General features: G+C 45.2%; 16 protein-coding genes. 5 read left to right on the top strand and 11 right to left on the bottom strand.

The genetic code is table 11. The features are described 5' to 3' along the window. Positions 1 to 653: 653 nt before the first annotated feature. The 5 genes from QUA43_RS06360 to QUA43_RS06340 all read right to left on the bottom strand — a co-directional run bounded on the left by QUA43_RS06360 (position 654) and on the right by QUA43_RS06340 (position 3,812). Positions 654 to 1,001, bottom strand: a complete 348-nt coding sequence (locus QUA43_RS06360) for a helix-turn-helix domain-containing protein (protein WP_333372018.1) — start codon at positions 999 to 1,001, stop codon at positions 654 to 656. Positions 1,002 to 1,017: 16 nt separating this feature from the next. Further along, positions 1,018 to 1,665, bottom strand: a complete 648-nt coding sequence (locus tag QUA43_RS06355; RefSeq protein WP_333372016.1) for a hypothetical protein — start codon at positions 1,663 to 1,665, stop codon at positions 1,018 to 1,020. A 34-nt stretch (positions 1,666 to 1,699) separates the two neighbouring features. Further along, positions 1,700 to 2,050, bottom strand: coding sequence for a hypothetical protein (locus QUA43_RS06350; RefSeq protein ID WP_333372014.1), 351 nt, complete (start codon positions 2,048 to 2,050; stop codon positions 1,700 to 1,702). 288 nt (positions 2,051 to 2,338) lie between these two features. Next, complete coding sequence (locus QUA43_RS06345) at positions 2,339 to 3,370, bottom strand: sulfate/molybdate ABC transporter ATP-binding protein (protein WP_333372012.1); 1,032 nt, start codon at positions 3,368 to 3,370, stop codon at positions 2,339 to 2,341. A gap of 43 nt (positions 3,371 to 3,413) precedes the next feature. After that, positions 3,414 to 3,812 (bottom strand): hypothetical protein, encoded by a 399-nt coding sequence (locus QUA43_RS06340; RefSeq protein ID WP_333372010.1) that lies wholly within the window; start codon positions 3,810 to 3,812, stop codon positions 3,414 to 3,416. Between the two features lie 74 nt (positions 3,813 to 3,886). On the opposite strand from QUA43_RS06340, the gene gltD reads away from it, so the two are divergent. After that, positions 3,887 to 5,371 (top strand): glutamate synthase small subunit, encoded by a 1,485-nt coding sequence (gene gltD, locus QUA43_RS06335; protein WP_333372008.1) that lies wholly within the window; start codon positions 3,887 to 3,889, stop codon positions 5,369 to 5,371. 484 nt (positions 5,372 to 5,855) lie between these two features. On the opposite strand, the gene QUA43_RS06330 is transcribed toward gltD, so the two are convergent. The 3 genes from QUA43_RS06330 to QUA43_RS06320 all read right to left on the bottom strand — a co-directional run bounded on the left by QUA43_RS06330 (position 5,856) and on the right by QUA43_RS06320 (position 10,497). Further along, positions 5,856 to 6,464 carry a transposase gene (locus QUA43_RS06330; RefSeq protein WP_333372006.1) on the bottom strand — a complete coding sequence of 203 codons (609 nt, stop codon included), beginning with the start codon at positions 6,462 to 6,464 and terminating at the stop codon, positions 5,856 to 5,858. 321 nt (positions 6,465 to 6,785) lie between these two features. Further along, positions 6,786 to 9,347, bottom strand: a complete 2,562-nt coding sequence (gene priA, locus QUA43_RS06325) for a primosomal protein N' (protein ID WP_333372004.1) — start codon at positions 9,345 to 9,347, stop codon at positions 6,786 to 6,788. Positions 9,348 to 9,426: 79 nt separating this feature from the next. Further along, the gene (locus tag QUA43_RS06320; protein WP_333372002.1) at positions 9,427 to 10,497 is read right to left on the bottom strand and encodes an ATP-binding protein; all 1,071 of its coding nucleotides are present in this window, start codon (positions 10,495 to 10,497) and stop codon (positions 9,427 to 9,429) included. 475 nt (positions 10,498 to 10,972) lie between these two features. Between QUA43_RS06320 and QUA43_RS06315 the strand changes: the two genes are divergently transcribed. Genes QUA43_RS06315 through QUA43_RS06305 form a run of 3 tightly spaced genes read left to right on the top strand, consistent with a single transcriptional unit; the run spans position 10,973 to position 12,407 of the window. After that, a complete protein-coding gene (locus QUA43_RS06315) occupies positions 10,973 to 11,263 on the top strand; it encodes a hypothetical protein (protein ID WP_333372000.1) in 291 nt (96 codons plus the stop codon). Next, positions 11,253 to 12,197 carry a fused MFS/spermidine synthase gene (locus QUA43_RS06310; protein ID WP_333371998.1) on the top strand — a complete coding sequence of 315 codons (945 nt, stop codon included), beginning with the start codon at positions 11,253 to 11,255 and terminating at the stop codon, positions 12,195 to 12,197. The genes QUA43_RS06315 and QUA43_RS06310 overlap by 11 nt, the downstream gene beginning before the upstream one ends. A 39-nt stretch (positions 12,198 to 12,236) precedes the next feature. Next, complete coding sequence (locus QUA43_RS06305; RefSeq protein ID WP_333371996.1) at positions 12,237 to 12,407, top strand: YqaE/Pmp3 family membrane protein; 171 nt, start codon at positions 12,237 to 12,239, stop codon at positions 12,405 to 12,407. Between the two features lie 131 nt (positions 12,408 to 12,538). Here QUA43_RS06305 and QUA43_RS06300 read toward each other — a convergent pair whose 3' ends face one another. Further along, on the bottom strand, positions 12,539 to 13,825 hold the full coding sequence (locus QUA43_RS06300; RefSeq protein WP_333371994.1) for a lipid-A-disaccharide synthase: 1,287 nt from the start codon (positions 13,823 to 13,825) through the stop codon (positions 12,539 to 12,541). 36 nt (positions 13,826 to 13,861) lie between these two features. Between QUA43_RS06300 and QUA43_RS06295 the strand changes: the two genes are divergently transcribed. Next, complete coding sequence (locus tag QUA43_RS06295; RefSeq protein ID WP_333371992.1) at positions 13,862 to 14,335, top strand: ankyrin repeat domain-containing protein; 474 nt, start codon at positions 13,862 to 13,864, stop codon at positions 14,333 to 14,335. A gap of 146 nt (positions 14,336 to 14,481) precedes the next feature. Here QUA43_RS06295 and QUA43_RS06290 read toward each other — a convergent pair whose 3' ends face one another. Continuing rightward, entirely contained in the window at positions 14,482 to 15,552 is a 1,071-nt protein-coding gene (locus tag QUA43_RS06290) for a calcium-binding protein (RefSeq protein WP_333371990.1), read from the bottom strand. Between the two features lie 283 nt (positions 15,553 to 15,835). Continuing rightward, complete coding sequence (locus QUA43_RS06285) at positions 15,836 to 16,819, bottom strand: calcium-binding protein (protein ID WP_333371989.1); 984 nt, start codon at positions 16,817 to 16,819, stop codon at positions 15,836 to 15,838. Between the last annotated feature and the right edge of the window lie 136 nt (positions 16,820 to 16,955).

Below are 16,955 nucleotides of genomic sequence, written 5' to 3'. Positions count from 1 at the left end.
CAAGCTATCAAAGCGAGGGTTAATCCTGCTGTGCAGACCCCCTCTTTAATACCCCTGGTTTAGACCTGAATCCTTACGTAACCAAATATGTTCAACGGGATTCTTTTGGTCCGCATTGGGAGCAAATAAAATACAAGTAATTGACCAATTCTCAGGTTCTTTGTCACCATTTAGTTATAATAAAAAGTCTCTAAATTCCCCATATTTATGATAAATAGCTCCATCCCAAATCAAGATAATATTGCGATTTTTATATTTATTTTGTAAGGATTTCATGAATGTAAATGTTGATTTTCCATTACCCGATGGATGGCTCTGAATATGGAATTATTTGCTTTGATAATTGAGTGCACCAAAATAAGTTTGTCTATCTTTTTCATTGGTAATTGGAACTTGAATTATGATTTTAGATTGACCCCAAACATAACCAGTTAGATCACCATGAAGTAGATGACATTCATCTAAAAATAATACTATTATTTCTCCACATTCTATACCAGCCTTGTTTTTAAATAAAATATCGTTAATTTCTTCCGTCTTTTTTACCAGTTATTTATCAAATTTAGGATTTGTTTTTTGAGTTTTTTCCAACTAATTTTTGCCCGGTCGAAAAGTTCATACTAACTCTGTTTTGATTTATATATCACACCAAATTATTGAGCTAAATAAGTAACCAGCTCATCTAAATTCCAATATTCTTTATTCTTTAACCACTCGATTACTTCAGTATTTTGTAGAGCTGTTAAATACCCTTTTGACCTTTTATGTCCTAGTTTGATTCCGGCGATGCCTTTGGTTTTAAATTGTTTTTTCCAATAACCAATAAAAAATTTACTTACACCTAAAATCTTGCTGATTGCATGGTAGATATTACCTGAGAGCGCCATTTTTACAGCTATTGCTCGTTTTAGTTCTCTGGCATCGATATCGCTTTTAATGAAAGATTCTAAAAAAGCTATTTCTTTTTCCCTATCTTTTTGTGGCAGTTGTAAGTTATTCATTTTTTTATGGGCACAATCAAGTATTGCATATAATTGTATCATAGTCTTGATAATGATTTAGGATTGCTATATCTGGGTCTTCAATAGAAATGCGACGGTCTTTTGCCACTCCTTTACTTAAACTCGGAACGCCTTGAGAGTCGAAAGTTACATTTTGAGATTCAATCACTCGGGCAACATCCAGAGTCTCTTTAGCGACTTCAAACTCATCACAATCAGGCTGGCTTTGCATCCATTCTTCTACAGAACATAAGCTGTTTAGAATGATTAATAGTGCATTTTTACGCTCTCCTGGGTCATCCCAGTTTAAGTATAAGGCTGTTTTTAAGCTGGAACTATTGAGAATTGTCGCACCAGCTAACTCGGCAATTTCTGCTGGCTCCCGCCCCTGTCCAGCAGCTATCACACTCACTGCTTTACGCAAAGCATGACCCAATAGATTATATGTATCTTCGACTTTACCAGCTCCCCATAACGGGGAAGAATCTAAAGCCGCTTTGAGTTGAGATGAGCCAAACCCACCTTTTTGGTTGGCAATTTCTACGGTGCGGTCAATTAAACGTTGGTCTAATTCTTTTTTAATTAAGCGATTTCTGAATCTAATTAAAGTCGGTTTGCTGAAAGGGGGAGTTTCACAATTAAGGCAATCGAGAACTAATACCATTTCTCTAAAATCGTGCAACACTCTTCGACCCCCCCTAGCCCCCCCTTGCTAAGGGGGGGGACAAGAATACTGTTGCATTCTTTTTTAAAATTGGTATAACTGCCAACGTTGAGCCACGACTCATTTCTTCAATCACTTCATCATCAGAAATCCCTAGATAGGCTTGCAGAATAATTGCTAAGGCAATTTGTGCCGGAGGCACTGGGCTATTACCTACGGTGCTGTCTTTAAAGATGGTAGCGAGTTCTTCTTGGAACTCATCATTAAAGATGAATAAACGGTTAAGTCGCAGAAAGGTGAATAGCTTAGCTCGTTTAATGCGTTTGATAATCAACGCTTCATGGTCTGATAGTTCAATTGGAGGATGCCATAAGGGAGGACGCATAGGGTTTTTTTATTTTTCCTGATTGTTAGGAGTTAACAAGCTCCTCAATTCATTGATCATGCTCGCCCACTTTTGTCAAACCCCTATACTGTACCGACCTCCCAGGCTCTGCCTGAGATTTCTCGTTTTTCCCCTTCCCAGGCTCTGCCTGGGACTGAATTTCAGGAGGCTCTGCCTCCGATTTAGAGCCACGAGACAGCATTACCAGGCACGAGCCTGGTAACGATGTGGCAGCAGTGTTTTGTAAAAGCTCCCCGATAGTATTTTGAGTAAGATGCAGCCGCTGATTTAAATTGAATAAACAGGGAAAGTCATCGCGTGTTTGGGCTTGACGTAAACCTGCTGATCTCGCGTTAACTGTAGAGAATCGAAGCGCTCGCGACTCACGTAAGCTGTTACTACCTGCTCCGATTCTAACACTAACTCGGTTTGAATTTCCCGCCCTAAATGAATGATGCGGCTGACTTTTGCTAATGCAAAACCAGACTGCGGCTTAGTTTGAATTTCCACATCGTGGGGGCGCAAAAACACTACTTCAGAATGAGCTGCTCCGTTCTTGTGAGCCGTTGTGCCGTTGCTGGCGAACAAACCCGCAGTATTCGGCAGCACATTGACCGGCCCAATAAAACTCATCACAAAAGCTGATGCCGGTTTGTCATAAATTTCAGCAGGAGTGCCAACTTGTTCGACTCTGCCTTTGTTCATTACCACAATTTCATCGGCTACTTCCATAGCTTCTTCTTGGTCGTGAGTCACAAAAACTGTGGTGATATTAACTTCTTTGTGAAGGTTGTGCAGCCACGATCGCAATTCTTTGCGGACTTTAGCATCTAATGCTCCAAAAGGTTCGTCTAGCAGCAGCACTTTCGGTTGAACTGCTAGAGCTCTCGCCAAAGCCACCCGCTGCCGCTGGCCCCCGGAAAGTTGCGAAGGATAGCGATCGCCCAAACCTGTCAACTGCACTAACTCCAAAAGTTCATCAACCCGCCTGCTAATAGAGTTTTTAGCAACTTTGCGAATTTCCATCGCAAAAGCAATATTTTTCTTAATAGTCATGTGTTTGAACAAAGCATAGTGCTGAAACACAAAACCAATATGCCGTTCCTGCACCGACTGCTGAGTAGCATCCTCGCCGATCAGGTAAATATGACCCGTGTCCGGCGGTTCGAGTCCGGCAATCATCCTCAGCAGAGTCGATTTCCCGGAACCCGAAGGCCCCAACAGCGCGACTAAAGAGCCACTTTTAATTTCCAAATTCACGTTGTCAATTGCGTGAAATGAGCCGAAGTGTTTCGATACGTTCTGAACTGTAATGCTCATGAGTTTATTTACCTATTTTAGGAGTTTAAAACATAAACCCCACTTATCTGACAGATTTACAGTAGTATATCCTGAAAATAATATTTTGCAAGGTCTGTAACTTTTTATATAGGATCTCGATGCCCTCCTGATGGGACTGCGCTTGAAAGTTGACGCTAAGAGTCGGAAGAGTTAACCCGTGAGCGTTTCGAGATGTGGCTGTATCGGTGACGGGCGATCGTCCGAGAATAAGCAATGCTGAAATTACGCAGAAACCGGGTTTGATGGACGAAAATACTGCATCATCACCTTTAAAACCTTTAATCCCCGTAAAAAACCCGGTTTCTTTGCTGTCGATCGATATTTTACGGCTGCCGACAATTCCCCGATTCCCGGCGATATTGAAGATTTCAGGTAGGAATTGCTCAATCTGAACTGCGATCGCCCACAATTTATATGACAATAGTTAGTTCAGAAGCCCGCCAGCTTCAGCTTTGAGAAACTGACAGAATAGTAAATTCTAACCAAAACACCACTATGGGAAAACCAACAGGCTTTATCGAATTCTTGCGCGAACTGCCCTCCGAACTCTCACCAGTCGAGAGAGTCCACAACTGGGACGAATTTCACCTACCGATGGAGGAGGATAAACTCCGCACCCAAGGCGCGCGCTGCATGGACTGCGGTATTCCGTTTTGCCACACGGGCACAATTATCAGCGGCATGGCAAGCGGCTGCCCCATTAACAACCTCATCCCCGAATGGAACGACCTAGTATATCGCGGACTGTGGAAAGAAGCCCTAGACAGACTCCACAAAACGAACAACTTCCCTGAATTCACCGGCCGCGTCTGTCCCGCACCCTGCGAAGGCGCTTGCGTGCTCGGCATCAACAACCCGCCGGTCACGATTAAAAACATCGAAGCCGCAATTATCGATAAAGGCTGGGATGAAGGCTGGATTACCGCCGAACCACCGGCCAAACGCACCGGCAAAAAAATCGCCGTCATCGGTTCCGGGCCCGCCGGTTTGTCCGCCGCCGCGCAACTCAACAAAGCCGGTCATTGGGTAACAGTATACGAAAGAGCCGATCGACCAGGCGGCCTGCTAATGTATGGCATCCCCAACATGAAGCTAGACAAAGAACAAGTCGTGATGCGCCGCCTCAAAGTCCTCGAAGACGAAGGCGTGACATTCGTTTGCAACACCGAAGTCGGCAAAGACTTACCAGCAGAACAACTGCTAAAAGAATACGACTCCGTTGTGCTATGTACCGGCGCCACCAAACCCCGCGACTTGGGCATCCCCGGCCGGGAATTAAAAGGCATCCACTTCGCAATGGACTTCCTGACAGCCAACACCAAAGCAGTTCTCGACAAGAGCACCAACGATAACTTCATCTCCGCCGAAGGCAAAGATATCGTGATTATCGGCGGCGGCGACACCGGCACCGACTGCGTGGGCACCTCCATTCGCCACGGCTGCAAAAGCCTGGTACAGCTAGAAATCCTCCCCAAACCGCCCTCGGAACGGGCGGCCAACAATCCCTGGCCGGAATGGCCGAAAGTCTACCGCCTCGACTACGGCCAAGAAGAAGCAGCAGCCAAATTCGGCGACGACCCCCGCGGCTATCTCACCACGGCGACAAAGTTCGAGGGCGACGAAAACGGCAATGTCAAAGCTGTGCACACCGTTGAGGTGGAGTGGGCGAAAAACGAGAAAGGGCAGTTCATTCCGAAACACATCCCGGGCACCGAAAAAGTGTTGCCTGCACAGCTTGTGTTGCTAGCGATGGGCTTCCTCGGCCCGGAACAGCCCTTGCTGGATGACTTGGGATTGGAACGGGACGCCCGCAGCAACGTGAAAGCGGATCACGAAAAATATACAACCAGCATTCCGGGAGTTTTCGCGGCTGGGGACTGTCGCCGGGGACAAAGTTTGGTGGTTTGGGCAATTAACGAAGGGCGCGGCGTTGCCCGGGAGTGCGACCTTTATCTGATGGGGAGCACGGATTTGCCTTAGTTGGTAGGTGTAGGTCGATCGAGATTGTTTGATTTCCGATAATTTATTAGGCTCCTAGGGGCGGGTTTACAATATTTTTGGTTTAAAAACCAAAAATATTGTAAACCCGCCCTTTGTACCTTGAAATAGGTAGATTGCGATTTACCGTTGGGTGGGGGCGGGTTTACGAGATTATGGATTTTAGGCAAATATTGTTGGTGAAACCCGCCCCTACAAATCTCTCGATTTGGGATAATTTTAGTGAATAAATTCCGATAATTTATTATGCCTGTAGGGGCGGGTTTTACCAACAATATTTGATGAATACAAACAATCTATAAAAACCCGCCCCCACCCTACCAATAACCCAGATTAACCTGATGTTCGATCGCATAAAAAAAATGTAGATTCGGATTTACCGTTGGGCGGGGCGGGTTTATTATATTGTTTTTTTTAGGCATAGAGGGTTGGTGAAACCCGCCCCTACAAATCCATCGACATAATATTACAGGACGATCGACTGTATATAAGATTTACCATTCCATTCGATCGCCAATGGACTAGATTCATTAATTTTGACTGAATTATGAGGAGACAATTCATCTTTTCCCCACAACAAAGGATTATTAATGATATATTCGCGAATGGCAAATAATGATTCTTCATTGCGTATGATATGTTCGTAATAACCTCGCTGCCATACCGATACGCCACTCACATATCGAATTTGGTTAATTCGCCGCGCTGAAGATGTTTTCAAACCCCGCACAATTTCCGACAAAGGATGGATTTTTGATTTTCTCAGCCCAAATTTATCGGATTCTGTATAATTTGTTTCTGGGCTGCCTTTCAAAACAATAATTCCATGTACGTGATTTGGCATCACAATAAAATTGTCTAATGCTAAGTTTTGGTAACGTTTTGGAAGAATGCTCCAATTGAAGAAAACAGTTTTACCATAGGGACTCAATTGCATTTTATCATTAATAACTTCGCCGAATAAACATTCGCGCTGCCAACTGCAAATAGTGATAAAATACGCGCCGGGAGTCCTATAATCATATCCTGGCAGGCGAATTGAGCGGCGGTGGTGTTTGTTGCGATCGTATTTCATAATTTTGTCCCCATAAAACATTTGTTCGTTGGGCGGGGGCGGGTTTATTAGATTGTTGGTTTGTCACAGAGATGGTTGGTGAAACCCCCTCGACGATGGCCTGTAGGGGCGGGTTTTACCAACTATATTTGAGGCTGACAAACAATCTACAAAAACCCGCCCCCACCCAACCCATAACCCAATTTAACCTGATTTTCGAGATCATTCAAAAAATGTAAATTCCGATTTGTCGTTGGGTGGGGGCGGGTTTATTATATTGTTGGTTTCCTCCTCTAGATGGTAGGTGAAACCCGCCCCTACGATCGCATATAACCCCACCAATCAACCAAAATTCAAGGGATCGACATCAATAGTTAAACTAACAGAACGCGGCGTACGATCGCGCAACCCGATCAAATCCGACAAATCCACCGACTCATCCAAAGGCAACTTCAGCAAAATCTGCCACCGATAGCGATTTGCCACCCGCATAATCGCCGCAGGTGCAGGCCCCAACAACTCACATCCCGGTACAGACAATCGCTGAATATACTCCTGACAAACAGACGCCAATTGTACCGCCGTCACCGCAACTTCCGCCGCATCTACACTGCTCAACCGCAACAAAATCAGCCGCCCCGAAGGTGGATAATTCAGCGCCGCTCTTTCTGCTAATTCTGTTTCCACAAAACCCGCATATTCGTGCCGCCTAACTGCTTGAATAACCCGGTGTTCGGGAGTGTAAGTTTGAATAATTACCCGCCCCGGATCGTCACCTCTGCCCGCACGGCCCGCGACTTGAGTTAATGTTTGAAAAGCTCGTTCGCTTGCCCGATAATCGGATAAGTTCAGCAACCCGTCAGCAGACACAACTCCCACCAATGTTACTCCAGCTAAATCTAACCCTTTCGTCAGCATTTGCGTACCCAACAAAATGTCTGCTTCCCCATTAGCAAACTGTGTTAACAATCTGCGGTGGTCGCCCTTATTTCTAGTCGTATCGCTGTCAAACCGAATTGCCCGCAATTCTGGAAACAATCTCGTTAATTCCTGTTCGACTCGCTGAGTGCCACTGCCAAAGTTTTTGAAGTAAGGAGAACTGCATTCCGGGCAGTTTTGGGGGTGTCGTTCCGTGTGATTGCAGTAGTGACAGCGCAATATTTCTGCTGTTCCTTCGCCGACGTGGTGATAAGACAGGGAAACATCGCAATTCGGGCATTCCATCACATAGCCGCAACTCCGACAAGAGACAAAGGTACTGTGTCCTCTTCTGTGAATAAACAGGATACCTTGCTGTTGTCTTGCTTGCAATTGTTCCAGGGCATTTTGCAGGGAAGCACTAAAAATTGAGCGGTTTCCTTGTCGCAATTCTTGGCGCATATCGACTATTTCCACAGGCGGCATCGGTCGGGAATAAATGCGATCGGGCAATGATAAATAATGGATATTTGGTAACGAGTAATAATCTCGGCGCGTCCCGACAAAAGTCTCTAAGGCTGGCGTTGCGGAACCTAAAATTAAGGGACAATTTTCTAATTCGGCGCGCCATTTGGCAACGGTGCGGGCGTGGTAGCAGGGGGGTCGATCGTCTTGTTTGAAGCTGCTGTCGTGTTCTTCATCGAGGATAATTAAGCCGAGGTGAGGTAAAGGCGCAAAAATGGCCGATCGCGTGCCGATGACAATTTGCGGGGTTCCAGTCAGCATCTGACGCCATGTATCGTAACGTTCGCCGTCGGATAGGGCGCTGTGGTACACGCAAATTTGCTCGCCAAAACGGGCGCGGAATCTGTCTGTAAGTTGCGGTGTGAGGCCGATTTCGGGAACGAGTACGAGGGCGGATTTGCCGCTGGCTAAGATGGGGGCGATCGCCTGCAAATACACTTCGGTTTTCCCGGAACCTGTAACGCCGTGCAGCAGCACTTGACGGAATCCCGAAAAAGAGTTAATAAACGCTAAGGCTTGAGCTTGAAAATGAGTTAAAGTTTTGGGTGCATCGGGCAATTGAGAAATTCCGCGATCGCCCCTGAGAACTTCCCTTTGGTCAATTACAACGCTACCTTTTTGTTCCAGATTTTTGACAACCGAAGAACTCGCGCTGCAAATTCTCAGCAAATCGTTCATCCACATTTCACCGCCGCCACGCCGCAAAACTTCCAATACTTCTTGTTGCCGCTTGGTTAAATCTGTGACAAATGCACTAGCAATTAATGTCACTGCCGGTTTGAGTTGTGGTTTGGGAGGATTGGGAGGTTCTAAATAACTTTCTACCCAACCGCGTTTCAATAAATCTTTCAATCCCCGATAACTTCCCTTGACTTGTCGCTGGAGGTATTGCCAAGTGTAATCGCCGTTTTTTTGAGCTTGCAGCAATTGCAAAATTTGACTAGCGGCGGGATTGAGAAATGTTTCGGCATTCGGAGAAATGGCGTCCTTAATTAAGCGAATTCGGCGCACGGAACGGCTTAACAAACCGGGCGGCAGGGAGGCTCTAATTACTTGAATTAAAGGTGTGCAATAATAGGTGGCAGTGCGATCGAGCAATTCCCAGTAAGTCGGTGGGAAAAAACCCGCACTGACAACATCTTCGACATCTTTAACTCGCGTGGGATCTAAGTCTGGCGGCAGTTGAGAAATGAACCGAATCGCGATCGCCCCTACCTGTTGACTGCCAAAGGGTACACTCAAAATATCCCCTGGTTGCACGGTAAGTTCCGCAGGTAAGCGATAGGTAAATAACTTATTTTCCTCCCCAGGGGAGTCCCCCGCAACCCTGAAAGGAGAGTCCACCAATACCTCGATCCACTCTGCTTGCACGGTGGGGCGCTGTGGCGGTTCGCTGCTGCCGTAGGATGCCCCGGCCTCTGCCGCTATAGGGGTTGACAAACCAAAAGTGACAGTAGACATAGGGTTGCACATCAAACTAGGAGGAGCCGCGGTCAAAGGGAGTTTTCATTATCCCTCAGTTTAGCTCGATCGATCGATCTTAGCTGTGGGAATTGGCGATCGGAATCTCGATCACCAATTCAGTCCCTTCTCCAATTGCGGAGATGCACTCCAACCTCCCGCCGTGTTTGTCCACAACAATCTGATAGCTAATTGACAATCCCAAACCCGTCCCGTGACCAACTGGTTTGGTGGTGAAAAACGGATCAAAAATTTTCGATTTTACAGCTTCATTCATCCCGAGACCATTATCTTTGATGCTAATTCTTGCCCAATTTTCGGAATTAATAGAAGTAGTAATGCTCATCTGGATAGGGTTGGCTTCTCTCTCGTCCAGTGAAGACTTTTTCTCACGCTCCCGCAGGGCATCAACAGCATTATTAATGATGTTCATAAACACCTGATTTAATTGCCCAGCATAACACTCTACCTTGGGCAAAGAGCCATAACTTTTAATGAATTTTATAGCGGAATTACCGGGTTTTTCTTTGGTTAAATGCTGCAAAATTAACAAGGTACTCTCAATGCCTTCGTGAATATTAACTGGTTTTTTTTCAGCTTCATCTACCCGCGCAAAGTTTCGTAAAGTTAGCACAATTTCGCGGATACGCTCGGAGCCAACTTTCATTGACGAAATAGTTTTTAACAAATCTTCGCGCAGAAAGTCGATGTCAATTTTTTCCAGAAATTCTTCAATCTCTGCATCTGTTTCGGGATACCGATCCTGGTACATGGCGAGCAATTTTAAAATGTCGCCAGTGTAGTCATTAACATAGGTAATATTGCCGTAGATGAAGTTGACGGGATTGTTGATTTCGTGGGCGATACCAGCTACCAAAATTCCCAAAGCCGACATTTTTTCGGCTTCGATCAATTTGAGCTGCATTGTTTGCTGGTTTTCCAGGGCTTTTTCTAGTGTAGACATTCTTGCTGTTACAATCTTTTCATACTCTCTAAAATCCTCAGTGACTGTTTTTAGCAAAGATTCTGTTTTTTGATTAAGGGTTTCTAATTCGGTGCGTTCGGTTTCCGAAGTTTCGAGTTTTTTTTGTAGAATTAGATTTGCCTTTTCCAGCTCTTTGATTCTATTTTTCCAGTCTGTTGGTTCCATCGGCTATTATTTTAAACCTAAAAATAGTGTCATAAAAGGGGAGCATCTCACTTTTTTAACCAAGCTAGAAATTGGAGTTTTGAGGCTCTCTTGCTGCGAGGCTCTCTTGCTGCGGGGAAAGAGTCAGAAAGAAGGAGCCAGAAGAAGTATTTTTACAAATATGAGATGCTCCCCATAAAAGTTTTATTATGACTTGTTTTACATTTAATTTGTTTATAACAAAGCCGCCGGTATTTTCTGCGATTTTGTTATAAAAATTCAAGATTTGGTTTATTTTTCTGTATATAAAAATCTTATCTACAATACATTCAAAATGTCAAGTTATCAATAACAAATGTGGTTGAAAACGACGGGGACTTTTCGTCCACGCACTCGCATTTGCGGGCTTTTCATCTGATTGTTGATAAATCAGTAGGGCGATCGCAAACTTATAAAGGCGGGCCCAGCGCGAAAAATTGCCCCATTTAGACAACCTTTGTACAAAACCCGCCGGCAATGCAAAGCGAAAATATTAAATGCGAGTGCGATCGACTCCGGGGCGACGGGAAAAGTGCGATCGACTGGGCGGGCGATCGCCCACAAGCAATCTCAAGTACCAAGCCACTTACGAGTTCCCAGAACGCAATCACACTATACCATTCCTCCGAAATCTCAATGCAATGTGTCGATCGTACTCACACACCCGCACCATTTTGTGTTAAGAACTACTACTTGTGACAACATCGACACAGCAGTTTATATTTGGAGAGTAATTGATGTCAGGTAGCGAAGTTCGTGCAGACTTTTGGATGAGCGAGTACATTACCCCTTGGGATATTTACGTTCACGGCATCATCGCGGTGCTCGCTTACAAGAAAACAGCCTATCAAGAAATGTACGTGGTTCAGACCGGTACCTACGGCAAAGGCTTAGTTTTGGACGGCAAATGGCAATCTTGTACAGGCGACGAGTTTCTGTACCACGAACCCCTGGTGCACCCAGCCATGATTTGTCACGGTTCACCCAAAAAAGTCCTCGTTCTCGGCGGCGGAGAAGGAGCTACAATTAGAGAAGTGCTGCGCTGGAAAACAGTTGAAAAAGTCGTGATGATCGACATTGACGGCGAAGTAGTAGAAGCTTGCCGCGAACACCTGCCAGAAATGCACCAAAATGCCTTTGATGACCCCCGCTGCGAAGTAGTAATCGGCGATGCTTTGGACTATTTAGATAAAACTGACAATGATTGGGATATTGTCATTTCTGACTTGTCCGATCCCATTGAAGAAGGCCCATCTTTCCAGTTGTTTACCAAGGAGTATTTTGAGAAAGTTCGCAGCGTAATGTCACCTAACGGATATTTCGTAGTGCAAGCGGGCCCCGTTTCTCCGGCAGAAATGAAAATGCACGCTCGCATTGTAAATACCCTGAAATCTGTTTTCTCCAATGTTCAATCCTGCACCAGCTTTATTTCTACTTATGGAGCTCCTTGGGGTTTTGCCGTCGCTTCTAATCAAGAAATAAATACGCGACCCGATCCCGAAGCTACTGACAAATTACTCGCCGAGAAAACAACTGGCGGGTTGCGGATGTTGGACGGAATTACACTGTTGGGGTTGATGCAAGTTCCCGGTCACTTACGACAGGTAATTGCCGCTGAAACCGAAGTCTACACTATGGCAGCACCGCCTAAGTTTTTCGGGAAAGGTTCGGTTAGTCAGTGAAGTTAAATTGAAAGAGAAAACTCGTTTGGAGTAACTGAGATGGACAATTTCATTCGCATAGTCGCTGCAATTTTTCTTCCCCCTCTGGGCGTATTTTTGACTGTCGGCATCGGTACTGATTTTTGGATCAACCTGGTTCTCACGTTTTTGGGCTTTATTCCCGGCATCATTCACGCTGTTTGGGTGATTGCTAAGCACGATCGAGCTTAACTTGAACTCAAATCCAGTTTTGGGATAATAAACAGGCAAGAGAAAATAAGTTTTCTTTTGCCTGTTTTCACCAATTAATATCTATTAAATAGGCGTTTAGCCGCGTTCCTGTGCGGTTAAAAATAAAAAATCTAATTCTTATCAGAATTAGATTGCACCTCAATTTCTTCACAAACCAATTCAGCAATTTTTTTCGCCGCCCCCGATTCTCCTCGAACCGCACGCAAACGATCGCCCATTTGTGCTAATTTATCAGGATGGCTCAAATAGTCGATCGCCAATTGAGCAATTACTTCCGGTTCCAGCTTCCCAATTAACTCCGGCACAATCTCTTCCTGTGCCCAAATATTCGGCCAAGCATAAAGCTTTCCCTTTCCCAATTGCCAGATTAGCCAATTAATCGCCGTCGCAAAAGCTGAACCGACTAACGGCAAATTTGCCAGCAATCCCGGCAATCCGTCCCAAGCTTTCATCGCATCCAATTGCTGCGTCGGAATCAAAACAATCATCGGTACAGCTAACGAACCCAATTCGGCAGTATTCGCTCCCACAGTAGTTAAACACAGGCTGCATTCTGATAGCAAATCGTAGGCGGGTGTCTGCTTCCAAAGTTCTATTTGCAAGTTATTTGCTGTCTGCAAAAACGGCCGTTCTGTTAAATGAAGTTCGGCGCTAGCGTTCTCAAATAAATGCAGGCAAGGATTTTGCTTGGGGTCGGCAAAACGTGCTAGAGTTTGCACATCTATGGTAGGAGCAACGGGAATTACAAAGCGAGTTTCAGGGCGAAGGCGATGGATGGATTGGGCGATCGACAAACATAACGGTACACCTAAAGCTAATTTGGCGGCTTTAGAACCGGGCAACAATCCAATTAATTCTATTTTTGTACGAGGCAGAGCCTCTGGATATGCGTTTCCAGGCACAGCCTGGGAACGAGCTACTTCCGCAATTAAATCTCCGACAACTGTAAATTTATTAGCATATTTTTTGGGAATTTTAGCAAAAACTTCGGGTTTCATCGCCGCAAATTTATCAATCCAGCGATACCACCGCGCGTCCCATTCAGCATAAATAACAGTGCGATATTTGAGTCTTTTGCCAATAACAACCGTAAAAAATTGATCGCCGCCTAAAAACAAAACAACTCCTGTTTTATACCAATCCCAATTTTCAGCAGTTTTGCCAGATAATAAGAATGGAAAAAAATGCTCCGGTGCTTGCACTCTGTCAACTTCTGGGTAGGAACAAGCGATTTGTGCTTCTTTCCCGGTGGCGTGCGGACAGGGGGACAGCACCACAGAGATGCGCGCTTGAGTGCCCGCATTGCCCAATTGCTCGCGCAAAGCTTGCACGGCAGGACGCACCCAAGTTGCCAATTCTCCGGGGCCGTTGGAGAGGATTAAAATATCTACTGCCATAGGATTTAAGATTTGAAAGGATGCAACGGAGATTTTATGACAGATTTAATTAATGCCGTCAAGACGGGTGATATTGCGGCTGTAGAAAATGCGATCGAACAGCGTGCAGATATCAATGCCAAAGATGAGGAAGGTGCGACGGCTTTGACGACTGCGGCTGAGGCTGGCAATTCGGCGATCGTCAAAAAATTGCTGGCGGCAGGTGCCGGGCCCAACAGTCAGGATAATGACGGGTGGACGCCGTTAATGAGTGCCGCTGCTGCCGGACATACCGAGATTGTACAGCTTTTGCTGGAGGCGGGAGCGGATGTGAATGCTAGAACTAATTTTGGTTTGACGGCTTTGATGAGTGCTGCAGGTAGCGGGCGCACTCAAGTTGTGGAATTTTTAATCGATAAAGGAGCTGATATCAAAGCTAAGGATAATAATACTTGGACTGCGTTAATTTGGGCGTCTTCGGAAGGTCACAAAGATACGGTTGAGGTTTTGAAGCTAGCGCGCGATCGTTAACTCGATAAGGCGCGCATGGAAGAGTCTTCAAAGTCCCCCTTTTTAAGGGGGATTTAGGGGGATCGATTTGGCGAGTTGCAGGAATAGGAAAGTGCGATCGCACTCCCCAGCAGCAATCAGCCAAATCCTCAATAGCTTCGAGATTTCTAGCCAAGTAGAGGTAGAGAAGCTCTAGATTCTGGTAATAGATTCAACTTGAGATTTCCGCCGCCTTCAATAACAGCGATCGTGTCAAATCTACTAATTCCCGAACTTCCATCGGTCAGGGAGACGAACAAGCCATTCGTTTGGATAGCTAAATCTCGATTGTTGTTGATGGGAAATATCAAGAAGTTATCTAATGAAGGTAGGATATCGCTTGTTGCTAGCTGAATGCTATCCTGACCTTGGGTAAAGTTCCGAATTGTAGCAAAACCAGGCCCGATATATAACTTTGTTGGGGAACTGTATCCCTTACCACCAGTACCTTGCATAAGGTCTCCGAGTACGAATTTATCGCGGCCGCTACCGCCAGTGAGAGTATCGAATTCATTACTGCCGTCACTTTCATAATTTCGGCCGGGGATGGAAAAGGCACCACCTGTACCTAAACCTACTTCAACTCCAATTAATTCGGTATTCCCCACCCCAGCACCGGTAATGATGTCATTCCCGGAACTTCCGATAAAAGTCGCAGAGCGGCTTGGATCGTTTTTGCCGAAATTGAAGTAGTGTTCCCGACCTGTTTTCAACGCTCCAGATGCGACAAACGACTGAACATCGGAGTATTTTTGTAAGTATTCTGTTTCAAAAAATGAAGTCCCAAACTGACCGTCCTTGATGCCGAATTCAATGAAATGCTGGTAGCCGTTTTTAAAAGTTCCATTCTGAATAAACGGCTGTAACTGTCTGTTATTTGCGAGATAAAATGCTTCGTCATACTCAGCAGATACGCGAGTGCGACCTTCTTCATAACCATATTGAATAAAGTGGTCTAGTCCGGTCGCAAAAGGTGCACTTGGGTTGTTGGGGGTGCGGACTAAGGCAGCGATGTCTGGGTTGCCAGCGAGGTAAGTAGCTTCGTCAAAATACCGCGATACTTTGGTTAAGCCGCCTGCTTCACCGAATTTTTGAAAGTGTTCTAGTCCCGATTTGATAACTCCTGCATCAATGGCTGGTTTGACCCAAGGATATTGAGCAAGGTAGTATTTTTCGTCAAAAATTGCGTAATTAGCCATGTTTTCCTCCTGCGGCTTTAATTGGCTGTTTATGCAATTTATCAATCATCTGGAACTTACACAATACCCGATCGGGTGATTTTTTATACCTGTCAGTCAAATCTCATTTAAGCTGTATAAGGATGTCGTAATTCATCGTTGTTTATTTGAGAACGTAAAGTGCGATCGTACTTTTTTAGAGAACCATCGCCCACCACCAATAAAAAATCATTAATCATCAGCATTAGCTAATGACTAATGACTAATGACTAATGACCAATGACTAATGACCAATGACCAATGACTATCCAATCAAGAAAGTACCGTTACCGTTAGATTCTTGGAAGCTCAAACCCAAGCTTGCTCCTCCTTCAATCACGCCGAGCACGTCTCCAAAACGCTGGATTGACAAATTGCTGCCAATGGGAATCAGATTGTAGCCGTTTAAAGAAGTTCCTTGCAATTGGATAAAATCGCTTTCTATGTCGAAGTTGCGAATCGTAGCTTCACCGTTACCTAAATACAGCGGTGTCGGGATGACATTCCCGGCTGTAGCAGGAACTCCGAGTACGAATGTATTGCTTCCCGGGGCACCAATCAGGACATCGAATTCATTGGTGCCAAAGCTTTCATACTGCCGGTTGCCTTGCGGATCTATACCTACTTCCACTCCCACAAATTCGACATCTCCCACGCCCACACCAGTTAAAACATCGTTGGTACGGCTGCCGACAAAAGTCGCGTCGCGGGCAGGCTCAAATTGTCCAAAATTGAAGAAGTGTTCCCGGCCTGTTCTCAAGTTTCCAGAGTTGACAAACGGCACGATGTCGGGGTTTTCTTTTAAGTATTCCGGTTCAAAAAATGAAGTCCCAAACCGACCTTCTTTGGCCCCGAATTGAACGAAATGCTGGTAGCCTGATTTGAAAGTTCCGTTTTGAATAAACGGTTGAAGTTCAGAGTTGTTTGCTAAATAAAAGCTTTCGTTGTATTCGGGTGATACTTGGGTGCGGCGCTGTCCTTCATCGTAACCGAACTGAATAAAGTGATCGAGGCCGGTCGCAAAAGGCGCGTTTGGGTTGACTGTGCGGACGAAAGGTGCGAGATCTGGATTCCCAGCAAGGTAAGCATTTTCGTCAAAATAACGCGAGACTTTAGTTAGACCGCCTTCTCGCCCGAATTTTTCAAAGTGTTCTCTCCCAGATGAGATGACTCCTGCGTCAATGGCTGGTTTGACCCAAGGATATGAGGCAAGGTAGAATTGTTCGTCGAAAATTGCGTAGTTAGCCATGTTTCCCCCTAAAGTTTTGATGAGTTTGAGAGTTTATATCAATTAGTTTTCCATGAAGTCGATCGCCGATCAGGAATTTACACCAAACGGACGTTATGAAATGGTTTTAAGTTCCTGGTATAATATCACTTTTTGT

It is taken from the genome of Microcoleus sp. N9_B4, assembly GCF_036701635.1.
GTDB lineage: Bacteria > Cyanobacteriota > Cyanobacteriia > Cyanobacteriales > Microcoleaceae > Microcoleus.
The sequence above is the reverse complement of the archived record's forward strand: the minus strand, read 5'-3'. Positions and strand labels throughout refer to the sequence as shown.